The 18,875-nt window shown below is 37.9% G+C and carries 20 protein-coding genes; 8 read left to right on the plus strand and 12 right to left on the minus strand.

The genetic code is table 11. From position 1 onward, the window contains the following. Window positions 1-286 precede the first annotated feature (286 nt). The gene (locus LY11_RS27295) at window positions 287-598 is read left to right on the plus strand and encodes an MBL fold metallo-hydrolase (RefSeq protein WP_394340914.1); all 312 of its coding nucleotides are present in this window, start codon (window positions 287-289) and stop codon (window positions 596-598) included. A 482-nt stretch (window positions 599-1,080) separates the two neighbouring features. On the opposite strand, the gene LY11_RS11220 is transcribed toward LY11_RS27295, so the two are convergent. Together LY11_RS11220 and LY11_RS26895 are read right to left on the minus strand one after the other, a co-directional pair. Continuing rightward, a complete protein-coding gene (locus LY11_RS11220) occupies window positions 1,081-1,941 on the minus strand; it encodes an SDR family oxidoreductase (protein WP_394340915.1) in 861 nt (286 codons plus the stop codon). Next, entirely contained in the window at window positions 1,916-2,152 is a 237-nt protein-coding gene (locus LY11_RS26895; protein ID WP_211321531.1) for an NAD-dependent epimerase/dehydratase family protein, read from the minus strand. Before LY11_RS26895 ends, LY11_RS11220 begins: the two co-directional genes overlap by 26 nt. Before the next feature lie 141 nt (window positions 2,153-2,293). Between LY11_RS26895 and LY11_RS11225 the strand changes: the two genes are divergently transcribed. Together LY11_RS11225 and LY11_RS11230 are read left to right on the plus strand one after the other, a co-directional pair. Beyond that, the gene (locus LY11_RS11225) at window positions 2,294-3,154 is read left to right on the plus strand and encodes an AraC family transcriptional regulator (RefSeq protein WP_111633792.1); all 861 of its coding nucleotides are present in this window, start codon (window positions 2,294-2,296) and stop codon (window positions 3,152-3,154) included. A gap of 115 nt (window positions 3,155-3,269) precedes the next feature. Next, on the plus strand, window positions 3,270-4,034 hold the full coding sequence (locus tag LY11_RS11230) for a CHASE3 domain-containing protein (RefSeq protein WP_111633793.1): 765 nt from the start codon (window positions 3,270-3,272) through the stop codon (window positions 4,032-4,034). Window positions 4,035-4,042: 8 nt separating this feature from the next. On the opposite strand, the gene LY11_RS11235 is transcribed toward LY11_RS11230, so the two are convergent. From LY11_RS11235 to LY11_RS11265, 7 genes are all read right to left on the minus strand, one after another. Continuing rightward, the gene (locus tag LY11_RS11235; RefSeq protein ID WP_111633794.1) at window positions 4,043-4,957 is read right to left on the minus strand and encodes a helix-turn-helix domain-containing protein; all 915 of its coding nucleotides are present in this window, start codon (window positions 4,955-4,957) and stop codon (window positions 4,043-4,045) included. A 73-nt stretch (window positions 4,958-5,030) separates the two neighbouring features. After that, the gene (locus LY11_RS11240) at window positions 5,031-5,801 is read right to left on the minus strand and encodes an SDR family NAD(P)-dependent oxidoreductase (protein ID WP_111633795.1); all 771 of its coding nucleotides are present in this window, start codon (window positions 5,799-5,801) and stop codon (window positions 5,031-5,033) included. Window positions 5,802-5,911: 110 nt separating this feature from the next. After that, window positions 5,912-6,943, minus strand: a complete 1,032-nt coding sequence (locus LY11_RS11245; RefSeq protein WP_111633796.1) for a helix-turn-helix transcriptional regulator — start codon at window positions 6,941-6,943, stop codon at window positions 5,912-5,914. A gap of 66 nt (window positions 6,944-7,009) precedes the next feature. After that, window positions 7,010-7,462, minus strand: coding sequence for a hypothetical protein (locus LY11_RS11250; RefSeq protein ID WP_146610838.1), 453 nt, complete (start codon window positions 7,460-7,462; stop codon window positions 7,010-7,012). Window positions 7,463-7,998: 536 nt separating this feature from the next. Next, entirely contained in the window at window positions 7,999-8,541 is a 543-nt protein-coding gene (locus LY11_RS11255) for a hypothetical protein (RefSeq protein ID WP_111633798.1), read from the minus strand. A 67-nt stretch (window positions 8,542-8,608) separates the two neighbouring features. Continuing rightward, complete coding sequence (locus LY11_RS11260; RefSeq protein WP_111633799.1) at window positions 8,609-9,160, minus strand: AAA family ATPase; 552 nt, start codon at window positions 9,158-9,160, stop codon at window positions 8,609-8,611. Next, on the minus strand, window positions 9,157-9,336 hold the full coding sequence (locus LY11_RS11265; RefSeq protein WP_111633800.1) for a hypothetical protein: 180 nt from the start codon (window positions 9,334-9,336) through the stop codon (window positions 9,157-9,159). Before LY11_RS11265 ends, LY11_RS11260 begins: the two co-directional genes overlap by 4 nt. A 307-nt stretch (window positions 9,337-9,643) precedes the next feature. On the opposite strand from LY11_RS11265, the gene LY11_RS11270 reads away from it, so the two are divergent. Together LY11_RS11270 and LY11_RS11275 are read left to right on the plus strand one after the other, a co-directional pair. Further along, a complete protein-coding gene (locus tag LY11_RS11270; RefSeq protein ID WP_111633801.1) occupies window positions 9,644-10,624 on the plus strand; it encodes a helix-turn-helix transcriptional regulator in 981 nt (326 codons plus the stop codon). A gap of 1 nt (window position 10,625) precedes the next feature. Next, window positions 10,626-11,630 (plus strand): helix-turn-helix domain-containing protein, encoded by a 1,005-nt coding sequence (locus tag LY11_RS11275; RefSeq protein WP_111633802.1) that lies wholly within the window; start codon window positions 10,626-10,628, stop codon window positions 11,628-11,630. 86 nt (window positions 11,631-11,716) lie between these two features. Here the strand turns inward: LY11_RS11275 and LY11_RS11280 are convergent, their stop codons facing one another. Together LY11_RS11280 and LY11_RS11285 are read right to left on the minus strand one after the other, a co-directional pair. Further along, entirely contained in the window at window positions 11,717-12,169 is a 453-nt protein-coding gene (locus LY11_RS11280) for a hypothetical protein (RefSeq protein ID WP_111633803.1), read from the minus strand. A gap of 133 nt (window positions 12,170-12,302) precedes the next feature. Beyond that, window positions 12,303-12,839, minus strand: a complete 537-nt coding sequence (locus tag LY11_RS11285) for a GNAT family N-acetyltransferase (protein WP_111633804.1) — start codon at window positions 12,837-12,839, stop codon at window positions 12,303-12,305. Between the two features lie 167 nt (window positions 12,840-13,006). On the opposite strand from LY11_RS11285, the gene LY11_RS11290 reads away from it, so the two are divergent. Together LY11_RS11290 and LY11_RS11295 are read left to right on the plus strand one after the other, a co-directional pair. Next, complete coding sequence (locus tag LY11_RS11290) at window positions 13,007-14,212, plus strand: DUF2252 domain-containing protein (RefSeq protein ID WP_111633805.1); 1,206 nt, start codon at window positions 13,007-13,009, stop codon at window positions 14,210-14,212. A gap of 59 nt (window positions 14,213-14,271) precedes the next feature. Further along, on the plus strand, window positions 14,272-16,869 hold the full coding sequence (locus LY11_RS11295) for an ATP-binding protein (protein ID WP_111633806.1): 2,598 nt from the start codon (window positions 14,272-14,274) through the stop codon (window positions 16,867-16,869). A 112-nt stretch (window positions 16,870-16,981) separates the two neighbouring features. Here the strand turns inward: LY11_RS11295 and LY11_RS11300 are convergent, their stop codons facing one another. After that, entirely contained in the window at window positions 16,982-17,560 is a 579-nt protein-coding gene (locus LY11_RS11300; protein ID WP_111633807.1) for a Crp/Fnr family transcriptional regulator, read from the minus strand. Between the two features lie 435 nt (window positions 17,561-17,995). Here LY11_RS11300 and map point away from each other — a divergent pair, with 435 nt between their 5' ends. Beyond that, a complete protein-coding gene (map, locus tag LY11_RS11305; RefSeq protein ID WP_111633893.1) occupies window positions 17,996-18,799 on the plus strand; it encodes a type I methionyl aminopeptidase in 804 nt (267 codons plus the stop codon). Window positions 18,800-18,875 lie beyond the last annotated feature (76 nt).

An 18,875-nucleotide genomic window follows, 5' to 3' on the forward strand; every position in this document is an offset into this window, starting at 1 on the left:
GTAGGATACAAAATTGTGCATACTTGACACAAAGATATCATTCGAATACCTTTAATTAAAAAAATAAATGAAAAGAAGACAATTATTAAAGTACGCTGGGGTCTTAGGAATTTTGACATCACTACCAACTTATAAATTAAATGCACAGGCTCCAATGCCAGGTTTAGGAGTAAATTCTCTCTAAGGTTATGTTAAGTTTAAATTAGGAAAGCTTGAGCTGCTTGTAGTCACCGACGGACACATATTTATCCATCCAGCACAGCCAATTTTCGCCCCTGCAATTAACATCTTAGTAATTAAGAAAGAAAAAAGGATTATTATTATCGATACTGGTAGTGGATCGGCAATCGGTGATCAAGCAGGTAGATTTATAAAGAATTTAAATTCTGCGGGGATAAAGGCTGATGATATTACCGATGTATTTGTAACGCATTTGCATGTAGATCATATTGGTGGAATCCTGGATGTTGATGGCAAGCTTGTATTTAAAAATGCAAAGTATTACCTGTCTCAAAAAGAATATAACTTTGGATGTCTGAAAATCCTGATTTCTCGCGAAGTAAAAATAAGAATTCAAATGAGGGAAGTATTGTTTTAGCCCGTAACATCATTTCTGCGGTTAATGATTAATTAAAACTTTATAATTTGGCGAAACGTTATTCGATTGTATTACTGCAAATCTGGCCGAAGGTCATACCCCCGGTCACCCGGCACTTAAAATCGTTTCAGAAAACGAGTCATTGACACATATTGTAGATACGGTTCATACCACTTTGTTGCTTTCACATCCTGAATGGGGTACAGAATGGGACATAGATTTTCATAAAGGTGTATCTACCAGAAGAAAGATATTGAAGGAACAATCAATGTCAAAAGGTCTGACAATGTCTTGCCATCTTCCCTGGCCTGGATTAGGTTATATCACCAAAAAGGTGATGGTTATAGCTGGGTCCAGCTGCCAATATCTACGCCATATATTTAAAATCCTTTTTAAGGATCAGGACAATGAAGTATCATCATTATCCTGATCTGAATTGACGCTCTGAAAACAGAAAAACATTTAAAAGCTTCCTAAGTTAATTAACCAGGTTTATGAAATCCGGGTATAACCTTTTGTTTTTTAAGCTCATCGAACAGGTCAAAAAACATTTGTTCGGTTTCTATATACTCGTGAAAACCTAGTCTTCTTGCCTTACTACCGTCAGAAAAAAAATCATAGTCCCATGAAAACACAAAGTCACCAAATCCCCACGATGACACATCTTCGTAGCTATGTTTTTCTAATTTATATTTTTGCTGCATACTTTTCCAAACAGAAACCTTATCGCCCATGATAGTTTGTAGCGGCATGTGCAACGGCGGAGCCACTTCCATTTCAAAGTAATTCGCAATTTTAGGCCATAAGTCGTTCCAACGTATCAGATCACCATTGGTAATGTTAAAAGCTTGATTAGCACATTGAATATTGGTTGCAGCCCAAACAGTAGCCTTGGCAAGTAACCGGGAATCAGTAATATCCATTAATTTGTCATAAGCACCAGGCTTTCCCGGGAAGCGAAGAGGCAGACCAAATTCTTTTGATATGGCTGCATAAACAGCGATAACCAATACCAGGTTCATAGGGTTCGCTAAGGCCGTCCCTCCTACTACCGATGGCCTCAATGCCGACCATGTCCAATTCTTTCCTGCCTGCTGCTTTTCAAGGAATTGCTGTTGGTCAACATTAAACTCCGGCGGCATGTGTCCACCATCGTTTTCCTTAGCAGGCGTTTTAAACGGTCCATAATGAGCGCCATATACTTTATATCCCTGCATTAGGCTGATATGTTCCAAATTATCAGCAATACTTTCGATAATATTGACAACATTGATAAGCATTGTTAAATTAGGCTCAACCAGTTCACCCCAGGTCGGTTTATCCTGAAGCTGCGTAAAAAATATGTGTAACGTCTGTTAGAGGAAGTAATTTTATTTTGCAATCATCTGCATTAAGCAAATCGACACAGATATAATTTGTTTTACTGGTGTTCTGCCCTCCCCGGCGTGACAGGCCTGTTATATTCCAATCTCCTAATTCTTCAAGATAGGCAATAAGATTACTGCCAATCACGCCATTTGCACCAACTACAAGTGCTGTTTTATTATTTTTCATTATTTTTTTATTATAAACCGGCATTATCAACGTAGTCCAAAACGATCATTTCTGCCAATATTGATGAAATTGATATAGCAAATAAGAGCAGAAGTAACCTGCTCTTATTTGTAATAAACTATGTTAGTTTTGTAATAATCTATGAAAAGATATAAACAATTTGCAACCGTCCTAATTTCTGACTTTGAAGTATCAGATTGGATCCATCCTTTACACAACCATAATCATTATGAGATAATTTACATCAAAAATGGAGTAGGAAACCACATTATAAATTCCAATTCCATTAGATACAATGATGGTTGTGTTTTTCTATTAGGGCCACAGGACGAGCACTATTTTGAAATAGAAAGAATAACACATTTTGTATATTTAAAATTTACTGATTTATATATTCATCAGGGGGAAGGTATATTTAATTCGGGAGTTCGTCATTTAGAATACTTAATTAAAAGCAGGGAAACACATTTATCCGGTTTTCTTTTTAATGATGAAGATCAGATTACGATAAATCGGGTTTTTGATGTAATTATATCTATGAAAAAAGAATTACTGCGAAATGAAGACCTCATATGGATGCAGGTGTTAACGCTTGCTTACCTTCTACAGCGTAATATGCCGGAAATCAGATCAAACGCATATAGAACAAAAGATATGCAGGCGGTATTCTGCTATCTTCATAAGAACATATATTATCCGGAAAATTTAAAAGCGCAGGTCATGGGTGAACACTTTAAATTTACCAAAGATTATATGGGCCAGTATTTTAAAAAAAATACTGGAATGACTATAAGAGCATACATAAGTGATTATAGAGGTAATTTGATAAGTCAAAGAATTAACACCGGCCGGTTTAGCTTAAAACAAATTGCATCAGAATTTGGTTTGACAGATGAAAGCCATGTCAGTAAGCTAATTAACAAGATCGAAATCATACGAGAAAAATATAAAATGGTTCAGCACAAATACTTTGAACATGATATGACCAAGCATTGCAGCTAATTAACCAGCAGAAGAATAATTTCACTCATTTTTTTTACGCCATTGGTTTTCGTTGGTAATCTCTTACTTTTGCCTTCTTGTTTATATATCGTTAACACTTCTTCTACATTTGAAAATGCGTAAAAATTATAAAAATGCTAAGCGTAACCTTATTTTCGGTTTTGGCACCAGTCTATTTGTTTTGTTGTTAAGTTCAGTAATTTCTTATTTAAGTATTTTGCAACTGCTGGATAGCCAGCAATGGGTAGACCATACTTCACAGGTCAGCTCATCGCTGGAAAACTTGATTTCAAGGATGAAGGATGCCGAAACAGGACAGCGTGGGTATTTATTAACAGGTGAAGAAACATTTCTAGAACCCTATACTGGCTCAAAGGAAGAAGTTTTTAACTTTTATAACGCTGCTCAACAGTTAACCAGTGATAACAAATCACAGCAAAATGATTTTCCTCTCCTTAAAAAATTAATTGATGAGAAGTTTAACATCATCGAAGAAACAATCATAGATAAAAAGCAAGGTCGTTCCTCTACTATCAGCACTTTGGTCAGGGGAAAGGCTATCATGGATTCTGCCAGAATGGTAATAAAGACAATGAACGACCGTGAAGTTAAACTTATGGTTATACGCAATGCAAAAATGAACAAGTTTGCGTCATTAACACCTGTTTTTATTGGATTTGCCGCTCTGACTGCTTTGTTAATGACACTTTTTTTTTATAGGAAAGTCCAGAAAAATAATTCCATGGCTGAAAAGCTTGGGATGGAGTTATCAGAAAAGAAAAAAACTATGGAGAGGCAAATTGATAAGATTTCAGATGTTGCAGAAAAAATTTCTAATGGAGACTATTCTGTCCGTATAGATAAGCGGGATCTCCTGTAAAGTACTATTCAATTGAATGTCGATCTGAATTGTGCAGGAGATTTTTTAGTTTTAATTTTAAAGAGCCTGCTGAAAGACTGTGGGTATTCAAATCCTAATTTATAAGCGATCTCATTAATTGTCATATTCGTTGTGGAAAGTAAATCTTTTGATCTCTCTATGAGTTTTTGATGAATATGCTGCTGGGCGTTCAGGCCGGTCAGCGAACGGAGCATGTCGCTCAGATAGTTGGGCGTGTAATTTAAAGCTTCCGCCAGGTATTGAACTGTAGGAATGCCATTATTGACCGCCTTGTCATCTTCAAAGTATCGATTTAACAAGTCTTCCAATTGCAGAAGGAGGTCATTGTTAACGATGTGCCGCGTTAAGAACTGGCGTTTGTAAAAACGTTTGGCATAACTCAAAAGCAATTCAGTCTGCGCGATAATCAGCTCTTGGCTGAAATCGTCGATCCGGCTGTTGAGTTCTTCCCGGATAATATAGAAAATGGACAGCATCGTTGCCTTCTCCTGCTCTGATAAGTAAAGTGATTCGTTTGCAGCATAAGAAAAGAAACCGAACTTTTTAATCTTGGCAGCTAATGGATAACTTTGAAAAAAATCCGGGTGAATGAATAGCAATAAACCTTCGGCCTCCAAATAACTTTCCATCTTACCTAGAATCTGGTTAGGTGCCGCGAACACCAAACTGCCCTCATCGAAATCATAATAGCTCTGTCCATACCGGAATTTACCACCCAATTTGGTGACTAAAATAATCATGTAGAAATTTGACACATAGCTCACCGGAACCCTGCACAAATGGAGCATTTCGGCAGCGTCCAACAGGGTGACCATTGGATGGACAGGACCCTTTATGCCAGCCATACGATGTAAATCTGTAATGGACCCCAGTTTAATTACTTTCGGCGTTTCGTTCTTCATTTTTAAAGATAATAATAACCGATGACTGGAATTGCCATCGGTTATCAATTAGATTTAGAACCGGCTTAAATATTTACCATGGAATATGACCGTCCGGGCCTGTAAAGCTACCAGTCGGGCTTTCCGTATCCAGCGCCGCGAGAACAAGTGCTTTTGCACCCACTTCAACTGAGTCGGTGCCCTGGAAATCGTTCATAGCAGTCGCGGTGAAACTTGGGCTTGCCGCGCGAACCTTAATTCCGGTTTCCTCAAGCTCAATCGCAAGTGCGAGGGTTATCGCATTAAGTGCGGTCTTTGAAGCTGAATAGGTTGCCCCAAAATAAGGCCGGTATGGAAAGTTCACATCGGAATTTAGCGTCAATGATCCCAGAGCACTTGAAATGTTAATGATGCGCCCGGAACCAGAAAGACGAATAAGTGGCAGCATCGCCTGCGTAACCGCCAGCACGCCTAAAACGTTGGTTTCAAAAAGAGTTCGTATTTCATCCAAAGATGCTACGCTTGCTTTGCTTGATTCCAATACTTCTGGCACCGATGAATAGTCTCCTGATTGGGCAATCGCTGCATTATTGACCAGCAAATCAAGCCGGCCAAACTCGGCAGTTATACGCTCAGCCGCGTTATTGATACTTTGCACATCAGTCACATCTAATTGAATTGGGTGGGCGCTTTCACCAATTTCCTCAGCAGCTTTTTTACCATTGTCGAAATTTCTAGATCCCACAAAGACTAAATACCCGTGCGCAACCAGTTCTTTAGCAATCTGTTGTCCTAATCCTTTATTAGCACCGGTAACCAGTGCGACAGGCTGCTTTTTTGATATTGATTCTATTTCTGTTTCCATAATATTTGATTATTGAAATAACAATACAAAAGTCAGTTTTGACCATCCTGCTATTCTAACCAAATCAAGGACATTTATAACCAAAACAAAACCCAAATGCAATTGTTTAATTATCGTTTATCTATTATTTTTCCTGGTGAAACGCCAAAGCGTCTTTTGAATAAAAGGGAGAAAAAGCTTTTATTACTATAACCTAATTGATAAACTACGTCAGAGACGTTGTAGTTACCGGTTAACAGTAATTCTCTGCCGAGGTCTATCTTTTTATCAACGTATATCTTTTTTGGAGAATCACCATAGATCTGTGTGAAAAGACGTTTATATTTTGATCCAGACATATTTGCACGTTTGGCTAATGCCTCAATACCCGGAAATTGACTTTCCAGGTTAGAATTGATAGTTTCCATAGAATTCTGGATAGCCATTATATCTGTAGTATGCAGGTTGTCTATATCCGTTACTTTCCTGCCCAGGTTTTCATAAAAATTGGTAATTAATGAAAAGGTAGCTACGGATAAATAAAAGGCGTATGCAGGGTCACACATTTTCAATTCGGAGAACTTCTCCAGGATGATTTTTGATTTTACATCCATATCGAATTGGTAGAATATAGTATTTGTTATTGGATTTGACATGGATAACAGCGTGTCCTTATCAAACAAAGAACAGGCGAGTTCTATGGCATATTCTTTTTTGATAATTAACCTAAGTGCGTGACTCTTTGGAACGCGTGAAAGGCTAACTTCGGCGGGGCCCAGTTCGTAATCGGCCTGTACGCTACAGTCCATTAAAGTGATCTGGTTGAAGATTCTCGACATCGCCTGGATGGGATCGCTATCGTTTGCACATGCCATACGTTCTTCGGGAGAAAAATGTAAAAGGACGTACTTGCCACCAGGGTTTTCAAAATTGATGCGTAAGGGAACATGGTACTCTACATCGGCATATAATACAGCCATGTTTGCGTTTAACTGGAGGAAACAAAATTCCCCCGTACCAAGCGTGGGGTCTGGCGTACATTTAACTATTTTATACCCGCCTGTAGCAGTAGAAATTTCTATTTCAGATCCGAGATCGAAACTTAGTTTTTCAAACCATGTAGATGTAACATCGATAGCACAGGTATAACATGCACTACTCATAAAAAAAGAAGGTTAGATAAGAAATGTGACACATGGGTTCGTTCATAGTTTTTCTTCATTTAAAAACTAGGCTGAAAGCGATAAAATCTCCTTATTGTATTCTTTTTCACTAATGGTATCTGTCATTTCCCGGGTAGCTATTTCAAGATCTTTTGCCGATTTGCGTAAGTGCTGCATCATTTCTTTGATGTTTTGTTCGCTAAGATGGTCGTCTTCCAGGAGTTCAATTATTTTCACAATATTGGTTACTGGATTTCTGACTTTATGGGAAGTAATAAAGATGACTTCTTCCAGCGTTTCTGTATAGTCTGTTCTTTGACTGAATAGCTGATGCTGTAATTGTTTGTAGTTCATGGCAATAACAGCTGTGACCCAAAGTCCGGCAACAGAAATTATCCTGTTAATTGGTATTTTCCATTCCGGAGAAGGTGAAATAGTTGAAAAATAGAGGTAATTTAAAGTGATCAGAACTGTTGCCAGTGCAGCTATATAAATAATAGTCTTTTTTGACTCTTGCATAACGATAGGAATCGAAGCCATATAAAATATGCCTATTCCACCTATATGCAAAGGTGTTAAATAGTCAAGGATACAAACTAACAAAAGGCATATGGCGGCCAACATTAAATGTTTGGAGTTTTGTATTGATTCATTCATAGTACAAATGTCCTGCTATATTCAGGACCCGGGTAGTTCAATAAGACATTTCAATACCACAATAAGACTTATGTTTCTTTTAGAAACAATGACCTGGACATAAAAAAGACAGGCATTTACCAAGTTCCTGTCTAACCTATCGTTCAACATTAGTCCTATGAAAAACTAACATAGCTAATCAATTAATTCTCTCTCTTAATTGATATTGTAAATAACGGGGTATTCCTGAAAATGAAATACCCCGATCGGGTTAATCAATAACGCTAAAAGCTCAACTGAACCTACCCTGTTTACTATTTAAAACATCCATGAATTCTTGAGAATAAAGCGGGTTCTATCCAGACACCCGCTCTAATTAACTAACTAAACTATTAGTTCTAATTATCAACCTTGAAAAACTAATCTCCTGTCATATCCTTGACTACGGTATCCAGCTCTTCTGCTGATTTACCTAGAAAGGGTATCATTTCTTTTAAGTTTTTGACTGAGATATGGTCATTGCCCATCATCTCTACAATCTTAACGATATTAGCTACCGGATTTCTGACCCGATGTGAAGTCACAAACAATACTTCTTCTAATGTTTCTGTATATTCTATTCGTTCTTTTAATAGTTTTTCCTGTACACTCTTATAATTCAGTGCTATGGTAGTGGTTACCCATAATCCAATAATTGAGATCAGACGGTTTACAGGAAACACCCAGTGAGAAACTGTTGCCAGCGCATTAAAATATAAGAAGTTGATCATAATCAGCAAGGTGGCAATCGTTGCCAGCAGGAAAATAGTTTTCCTGCTTTCTCTAAGTGCAACAAGTATGATAGAAGTATATAAAATACCTACTGCAACGTCCAGAGGAGTAAAATAGTCCAGGACACAAACTAATAAAAGGAAAAATATCGCAAGGAGCAGATATTTAGATTTTTCTACTGATTTTATCATGGTATGAATCTCGGGGTAAAATTCAATATCAGGTATCCTAATCAGACATTTTGATAGTCCCGAAAGACTAAAATTCGATACTCAGGTGTTTGATCACAAATTCTACCCTGGTTTGAACTGTGGCTAAAGGGAGAAGAACGGGTGTATATCCGTAAGATAAATAAGTATTATACATGACTTTGAAAGTTGCCAGCGCTTCTTCCTGGCTTTGTTTGCGCTCTGCATCCTGTTTAAATATCTCCTGCCAGTGTGGTGCGATAAAAATGGTGTGGTTGTAGCGTAGCTTTTTAGCGGCGTTATCCATGTAATCAGGAACAGGTAAATTCATCAAGCGCAGGTATCCTACAACATCAGGTATACCGCGGTCAAAAATAACGGTTTCGTTGATTTCAATTGCTTTATGATATTCGCAGTTTTCCCGGCTATACATAAGTTCGGCAAAAGCAATTGGATTTAACCACGGTAAGGCCTCCCCCGTACTGGATAGCTGATCTTGTATGATTTTACGTCCCGATTCCAGCGTGGTTTGTATTCCATGACTGGCTATTGCATTAATCAGGGTCGTTTTTCCAGATCCCGGACCTCCGGTTATGATGAAGAGCTGATCGGTGTTTTTCATTTCAATTCTTTAAGATGAAGGTTGATTTCTTTATGGTAATCTTTGATTTGTTTATACCTGATCACAAGCAGCGTAATCACACACATCCCAAACAAGACAATCATCGAATTAACGAGGTGAGCTAATGATAATGAAGAGGTATTTCTGGCAAAATAAATGAAGTTTGAAATATTCATCAGCGAGGCGATAATTAAAAAACAAAAAATCGTCCTTGTACTTTCTTGCCTGACTAGAAGGATTGCTGAAATATATAGAATACCGATAACAACGTCGGGTGGTATTAAAAAGTCAAGAACACATACTACCAGAAGACAGAGGATTGCCAATAGTAATAATTTAAGGTTCTTTATCGGTTTTATCATGGTGCGAAAGACGCTTAAATATTTAATAACATATTACTCCTTTCGGACATTTTATTACCCTGATTGGATCATGTTTTTCATTATATTTGAGATACGCGAAAATTTAATACGCATGTAATTTATGAGAGAAGTTATTCATCGGTATGGTGTTGAACTGGATTGGGTTACAGATATGGCAGCTGAATTGGGAGGTTACGTGGAGGGGAAATATATTATAGTGCCTGGAGAGAAAAGACCAGGCAACAGGTTCGTTCTTCCTATTAACGACAATATCACTGCATTTGTTGTAGATGTTACCTATAATGAGGATGTAGTTTATCGGTTAAGAAATACCCGTGACGATTTTGTAGGTATTTATTTTAACCTGACCGAGGGGGATGCTGTACATATTCTGGATGATGTATCCAGGCTAATTGGCCGCTGGGGTTATAATCTTTCTATTTTTGATGCGGATTTGCGCGGGGATTACCTGGTTAAGGCGGGCAGTACCAAGTTTATGGTGGCTATTTTCATCAAAAAGACCGCGTTAAAAGATTACTTCTCAAAAAATGCAAATTACGAACAAATTATAGATAGTGTTTTTGATCCGGTACAAAATACAATCGTGAAGTTTGACCGGATGAGCAGTCAGGCCTGGTGGCTGATGGATGAGTTAAGAAAAACTACTGCTGCGGGTCCTTTATATGAGGTCATGGTTACCGGAACAGTATATGGTTTGCTGAGTGACTATCTGGATCAGACTATCAATCAGGAAATAATTCTGGAGAAAGTTGTTCAGCCAGACGTAGTCAATATTATTGGATCTCAAGCTTATCTGATAACACATATCAGAGAGGGATTTATAGGAATACCTACTCTTGCTGCAGATGCGATGATGTCTGAAACCAAGTATAAAAGGCTGTTTAAAAAAATTACCGGGGCCACTCCTAATGCTTTCTTTTTAAATTGCAAACTTGCTTACGCCAAAGAAGAGCTGGAAACTGGCCAGTATACGATCGGAGAAATTTCTGATTTATTCGGCTTTACGGATGCTTCACATCTGATTGAACAGTTTAGAAATGCTTACGGTACTACACCAAAGGAATACCTAACCCTTTTATAAAATGACTGCAAATAACCTTAGGGTTCTCTATTATTATTACACACTTAGTCCGGAGTGGCAGCAGCAAATTGTCAAAAATCTGGGAGCCGAATTAATTGATAATAAACTGTTAGTTATTCCAGAGGATATTGCTTCAGGTGGTTCTGTCTTTTTAGAAGTTACCCCCGGCCTGTCTGTACACCTTTTAGATATGACATTTCATGTGCCTGTTGCAATCACAAGAGTGCCTAAAGCTCATAATTATTATATGATTTATTATGATATAGGGGATGAAATTACTACCCATATTCTGGGTGATACGGCGCATAAAGCAGGTTATCATTCAAAATTAGGAATGGGATTCATGGATTGTAATGTTAAAGGTATTATTCTGCCTCCTGTTGGTGAGCGTAGTTATAGTTTAAGGCTATTAGTTGATAAGAACTATTATAAGTCTCTTGCTGCAACCAACAGAACTGCTGAGGTAACTGATATGTTATTTGACGAGGCAAAAAATACTTTATTTTTTTATAGTCATATTGATAGCAGAAGTAAAGTAATGCTGAATAAACTGAAGGAAGAACATCATTTTTCGGGTACTTCTTTTGAGCTTAAATTGAAACATATTGCTTTATATCTATTAAATTATGTGGTGGAACGAACTGCTCGTTTTGAACCTATTATCAATAAATTATCACAGTCTGATATTGATAATGTGCTGAAAACATCAAAATATATGCTGGATAATCTTTTAGTTGAATTCCCTGGCCTGCCGGCAATGGCCGAAATGGCGGGAATGTCTGGTACAAAGTATAAGATCCTTTTTAAGAAGATTTTGAAAGATAGTCCTAGTAATTTTTTCTCGAATGAGAAATTGCTGCTTAGCCAGAAGCTATTACAAAGCGGCGATTTTAAGAATGTGAATGAAGTTGCTTATGAACTGGGGTATAGCAATCCGGGATATTTTACCAAGCTTTATAAGAAGCTATTTGATGTTTCTCCGGTTGAGGTCCTGGTAAAAAGGTAATAGTTGCTATTTCGTATTTAGCAAAAACTACCTGCAGCCGTAAAGCCACAAGTAGTTTTCTGATTGAATTGTGGTGTGCTCTGGTTTTATTTTTGTGTACTGAATACTAAATGACCTTTGTCTTTAGCTTTTACAATAACTGTTTGACCTTTAGCTTCAAAAGTGTCTCCTTTTTCTAAAAGACCAACTACAATCTTATCATTTTCTGTTCCGGCAACTTTAGTTGTTCTAATATCGGCATCAGCTAATGTGCTGTTTATTTTAACATTATAGCTACCAGTAATTTTAATTAATTCTGGCTCACCTGAAACACTGGCAGTTTTCTTGTCCTGATCAAATGAAAGGTTAAGAGTGCTCATTGGGAATTTGACAGATGCTGAATCTTTTCCTGCTTTATCATATTGAACAGATTCTATAAGTCTGTAAGTTCCTTGTGGAAGTTTAGTGTCTTCTGGCTTCTGTGAATCATTGTTGTCTTTTTTACAGGCTGCAAACGTTGTCGCTACGGCTAATAATGCTACTAAAAATTTGGTTTTCATCTTTGTGTGTTTTAATTAGTTTAATAATCTAACTTCTGATAGTTTGAAGTTATTGGCACAAATTTACAGCCTGCACAAATTGATGAATGGCCGGATAAGACTTTAGAGTATCCGAATAAGACCAAACTACTTATTAATCTGACCTTTTCGGATTAATGATAGCCTTTTCCATTTCAATCAAAGTAATTTCTTTTAATGGCTTACCATATTTATGATATTCCAAAGGAAAAGGGAATTTTCCGCCAGTAGCAACATATCCCCTCCTTTGGTACCACGCTATAAGTTCCGTTCTATCTTCAATTACTGTTATGTTGATTTTATCACAGTTGAGTTGCCTGGCGTGTTCTTCAGCACCTTGCAATAACAATCTTCCGATACCACCATCCTGAGATTCGGGATTAACGGCCAGCATCCCTAAATAAAGATTTTCTTCCTTTCGTTCTAAGTACACGCAACCAGTAATCTGATTGGCCGGATTTGTATACTTTAATACAGAGATGGCTGGATTTGTAAGATAGTGTGTTAGTATTTTCTCGTCGATACGGATTTCGCCTGCTAATAAATGAATTTCAGATGTCCACCCTTTGATAGAGGATTCTCCGCGATAAGTAGTATTGACTAAGGTTAATAATGCTGATAGATCAGTTATTGAAGCTTTTGAAATTGACATGGACTAATAAAAAAAACGAAGGTAACAGAAATAAGGTTACGTAATTATAACAGTTAAGAATAAAATAGTAGAAAACAGCTCCGAAATTAAAACCATTTGTATTGTTATGGGTTATAGCGCCAATCTAATTCGCTTAATATGAAATTTAATAACACTATTGACCTGGCATGAGTTTATCAGAACGAATCATAGCCTCTAATAAAGGCATGCTTGCTGATATGGTACAACTCAAATACCAGGCAATGACTGAAAGTGCCTTTCGTTTTTTCAGAGGAACCTGTGAAATTTTTTATCAGGACCTATCACTTTGGAAAGCAATGCCAAAATCCCCTTTAAGCTGGATATGCGGCGATCTTCATGTAGAGAACTTTGGTAGCTATAAATCTGACGACGGGCAGGTCTATTTTGATCTGAATGATTTTGATGAAGCATTGCTTGCACCAGTAGCGTTTGAATTGGTCAGGATGCTCACCAGTATTTTCCTTTGTTTTGATTTCCTGGAACTGGAAGATCTTAAAGCGATGAATATGGCAAACGTCTTTCTGAAAAATTATTCTGCTGTTTTAGCCAGGGGAAAAGCACTTGCAATAGAACCTAGAATTGCCAAAGGTATTATCTGCACCTTTCTGATGGCAGTCTCTAAACGTAAGCAAAGCCGTTTACTGGATAAGCGTACTGAAGTCAGGAAACGAAAACTAGTACTTTCCCTGCAAGATGAAAGACATTTTGAACTGGATAAAGACCTGAGAAAGGATTTAGTGGAACACTTGACAGACTGGATTAATAACCACAGCAGAAGTCCTTATAATTACAAAGTCCGCGACGTGGTTTTCCGCCTTGCAGGTACTGGCAGCGTGGGTACTAAACGTTATATGTTCCTGTTGGAAAACGTATTGAAGAGAGGAAAATACCTGATCGTAGATATGAAGCAGTCACAACCGAGTGCGCTTACCCCCTATGTTAAGATTGCACAGCCTGATTGGGAAACTGAAGCCGAGCGTGTGGTTTTTGCACAGGAACTTTCCCAGCATATGCCCTGTTCATTGTTGAGTCATACTGTATTTAAGGGAGATTCATTTGTAGTCAAAGAAATGCAGCCTTCAGAAGACAAGATTAAATTCAGGTTGATTCAGGATCAGTATAGAGACATCTTCCAGGTTATTGATGATATGGCCGCCTTAACTGCATCGTCTCATATCAGAAGCTCAGGGCGCAAGGGTTCGGCTATTGCAGATGAGCTTATTGAATTCGGTAATAGTTCAAAGTGGCAGGAAGAACTGATTAACTATGCTTTCAATTATGCACAAAAAATGAAGAAGGATTTCAAACTGTTCAAAGCCGGATTTGATTCGGGTATCTATTCCAATAGTTAATTATTATTGTGCAAATAATTTATATTTGCAAACTTTCTTAACCTCTTTAAAAGGATCAAATGATTGAAAACACCTTCGGAATGAATATCATTCCGGATAATGATTCCGAAAGGCTCCTTGCACTTAAACGATACAGGATTCTGGATAGCCCTTCAGAGGCTTCCTTTGATAACATTGCCCGTTTATGTACACAGATATTCAACGTTCCTATTTCCCTGGTATCTCTTGTAGATGCTGAACGTGTTTTCTTCAAAGCGAATGTAGGTATGGGAAAGGCTAAAGAAGCGAACCGGGGAAAAAGTCTTTGTGCACTGGCCGTTTTAACACCGGAACCAACTATTTTTGAGGATGCTTTAAAGGAACCTTGCCTGATTGCAAATCCCAATGTTGCAGGAGAGTTTGGCTTAAGGTTTTATGCAGGTGTTCCATTGATTACGCATGATGGCTTTTTGATTGGAACATTATGTATAATTGATCAGCATCCCCGTAAATTTTCCAAACAGGAAGAAACAATTTTAAAGGGAATGGCTGTTTCTGTCATGGATCAGTTAGAATTGAGGTTAGCTGCTTTAGAAGAAATTGGTAAACACCAGCAAGTGAATGATGAATTGCTGCAGCATCGGGAGGAAATGCAAAGTATCAATGAAGAACTTACTGTGATCAATGAAGAGCTGAATGAGTCCAGAGAATATCTGCAGCTGCTGAACGAGAGTCTGACCAAGAGTGAGGACCGCTTTCGTGAACTCATTGCACAGGCTCCGGTAGCGATCTCTATTTATAACGGGCCTGAATTGATCATTGAACAGGCTAATGCTTTCATGCTTGATATGTTGGGCAGAACTGCTGAGATTATTGGGAAACCTTTGTTAATAGCAAGACCAGAACTGATTGCTCATCCCTATCTGAAAGTGATCAGGCACGTTTTAGAATCAGGAGAAGATCATATTGGACTGGGTGTTAAAGCCCCCGTAATCAGCCAGGGAGTAGTTACAGAAAGATATTTTGATGTTACTTATAAAGCGCTCAAAGATAAATCTGGTCAGGTAACAGGTGTTATTGTTGTGGGCACTGACGTGAGTGAAAAGATAGCAAGCCGGCTGCGGGAAACAGAAATGAATGAGGAACTGGCGGTAATCAACGAGGAATTAACAGCTTCAAATGAAGATTTGATTAGTTCTCAGGATTATTTGATAGAAGTGAATGCAAATCTGAATCGAAGCGAGTCCAGGTTCCGCGGAATCTTACAGCAGGCAACAGCAGGGATTATGGTTTGTAACGGCAGGTCCATGGTTATTGAGTCTGTAAATGATATGATGCTTGGGATCATTAGCAAATCGGCAGATATAGTTCAAAAGCGTTTTGCTGATGCTATGCCTGAGTTAGAGGGACAACCTTTCCTAAGGTTGCTGGATGAGGTATATACCACGGGAATAACGCAGGTTTTTAATGAAACCAAGGCAATTGTAGATCGGAATGGACATCTTGTTGAAGGCTATTTTAATATATCTTACCAGGCGATTAAAGATGAAAACGAAATCATTACCGGGATTTTGATTGTGGCGACAGATGTGACTCAGCAGGTATATTCAAAGAAAGAAGTACAAAAAGCAGAGGATATGCTTCGTTTTTCTGTAGAAGCAGCTAAAATCGGAACTTTCGTTATCAACCAGGCTACCCGTGTTATGGTAGCCTCTCCCCGCTTAAAGGAGATTTTCGGATATTATCCTGAGGAAGAAATGCCTTATGATGCTGCAGTTGTACAGATTTCTGAAGAACACAGGGAACGTGTAGAAGCTGCTGTAGAGGCTGCATTTGCTAACGGAGAGGATTATTTTATAGAACATTCGTTAACAGGCTTCCATGATCAAAAATTACGCTGGGTAAGAGCAGTTGGAAAACTCAATCAATATACCGCAGATGGAGAGCTCTATTTTTCCGGGGCGATCATCGATATTACGGAGCAAAAGCAAGACGAGCAGCGTAAAAATGATTTTATCTCCATGGTGAGCCATGAACTTAAGACACCGTTAACTTCGCTCAAAGGATATTTGCAGATTTTAGAACAAAAGGCGAAAAAGGCGCAGGAAAACACAGCTATATTAATGCACGATAAAGCAAATAGCCAGGTGAAAAAGATGATTACGATGATCAATGGTTTTTTAAATGTTTCCCGTTTAGATTCTGGTAAAATTCATATTGAAAAAAGGAATTTTGAGATCAGTTCGCTTTTTAAAGAGGCAGATGAAGAAGCGCATTCTACTATATTCAGCCATCAGGTGATTTTCTCAGAGACTCAATCGGCCATTTTAAATGCCGACCGTGATAAAGTAGGTCAGGTCATCCACAATTTCATTAGCAATGCTGTAAAATATTCACCTGACGGAAGTTTGGTTCTGGTGAGCAGTAAAATTACTGACGGAGAGTTATTAGTTGAAGTTAAGGATCAGGGAAGAGGAATCAAACCTCAGGATAAGGATAAATTGTTCAATCGTTTCTATAGGGTCGTGAATGATGATATTATTTCAGGATTTGGTATCGGACTCTATTTATGTGCCGAAATTATAGAAAGACATCAGGGAAAAATCGGTGTAGAAAGTGAATTTGGCAAAGGCAGTACCTTTTGGTTTAGCTTGCCGATGGGTACAGTTTCAGCATAGTATAAAAAGAAAGCGGAAATGATCAATGACCATTTCCGCTTATCTAAATTAACGCTCTCATATACTAAAGCGTCAAACTTCGCTGAATATTGTGCAGTGCTTAAAAAATATTTTATTTATGAACGAACTGATTCCTGATCCGGCTTAAGGTTTCTCTTGATACACCAAGATAGGAAGCGATCATATGTAAGGGAACACGATTAAAAATATCCGGAAAAGAGGTCATAAAATTCTGATACTTTTCTTCAGCACTAAAACTAATATTACCCATTATCCTGTTTTGGCTGGCATCAAAACTCCTTGCTTTAAGTCCGTCTATAAAGTTCTTGAATACAGGTATAGTCAGCATTAAATTAATGAAGGCTGGTTTGTCTATCAGGATAACTTCACAATTTTCCAGTGCATCTATGTTCCCTTTTGATGGATTGCCGGTATTATAGCTTTCATGGTCACTAACCCACCAATTTTCAACACCAAAACGAAGTATGTGTTCCACCCCGTCTTCGCTAACCCTGTAAAGACGCAGGCAGCCTTTTACAATAAAACAGTTGTAATGGCAAACATCACCCTCCTGAAGGAGATATTGTCTTTTCCTTATCTTTTTTTCTATACTAACAGCACGCACAGCGTTAATTTCATTAGCAGTCAGTTCTGCTTTTTCTTGTAAATATCTTTCGAAAGCTTCAAACATAGATAATTGGTTATCAAACAAATCTATTTAAAATGCTCCTTAACCTGAAGTATTTAGTGATAAAAGTCACAGGTGTTTTGTTTTAAATGTCCTTGTTCCAGACCATTTCACAATACTGTCAATCGGGTTACTGATAACCTGGAACAAGAATATGCTGATAAAAAAACACCATATAACCGGGAATGGATTACACGAATGGGCTGGGGCGAATGGTTATAACCGTCGATTAATTACATAGTATAAAAAGAAAGCGGAAATGATCAATGACCATTTCCGCTTATCTAAATTAACGCTCTCATATACTAAAGCGTCAAACTGCGCTGAATATTGTGCAGTGCTTAAAAAATATTCTGTTTTGACACATCCGCTACAAAGAAACCTGTACTGGTTTTCGGTTTGCAAATGGGATTTCTTATTTTTGTAGAAAAAATATTAATGGGAATATATAAATCGGACGAGGAAGTAGCTGTACAACAGGAAAGCTGTCTTTTGGTAAGTGCAACAATTACTGAAGTGGCTAAATTGCTAAAACCAGGAATTACTACAATTTCGCTTGATCAGATGGCTGAAACATTTATCAGAGATAATGGTGCGATTCCTTCATGTAAAGGTTATCATGGATTTCCATATTCCTTGTGCATTTCAATTAATGAAGAAGTTGTGCATGGTTTTCCCGGAAACAGGATCTTAAAAGATGGAGATATTGTATCTATTGATACTGTTGTCTATAAAAATGGATTTCATGGCGATCACGCTTATACATTTATTGTAGGTGAGACTACAAAAGAAATTTTAGATTTAGTAAGAATTACGAAGGAATCACTCTATGTAGGTATTAGCCAGGCAGTGACGGGCAACCGTACGGGTGATATAGGTTATGCTATCGAAAATTACACCTATGGTCAGCATGGTTATGGGGTAATCCGCGATTTTGTGGGCCATGGTGTGGGCCGGGAAATGCACGAAGACCCTCAAATACCAAATTATGGTTTTAGAGGTAAAGGTAAAAAACTGACTGAAAACATGGTACTGGCAATTGAACCGATGATCACGATGGGTACAAACAGAATAAATATGCTCGATGATGGCTGGACAGTAATTTCTGCTGACAGATCTCCGGCAGTTCATTTTGAACATAATATCTGTGTTAAAAAGGGTGCTCCCCTTATCCTTTCTGACTTTGCTCCTATTGAAGCTGCAGAAAAGAAAAATATCAATTTAAACAGCAGTTATTATTAGACTATAATCAATTTACCGCGAATAGTCCATAGTAAACCTTTACTTGTTCAACAAATTATAGGGTAAGCTCAATTAC

The organism is Pedobacter cryoconitis (assembly GCF_003259615.1).
GTDB classification, from domain to species: Bacteria; Bacteroidota; Bacteroidia; order Sphingobacteriales; family Sphingobacteriaceae; genus Pedobacter; species Pedobacter cryoconitis.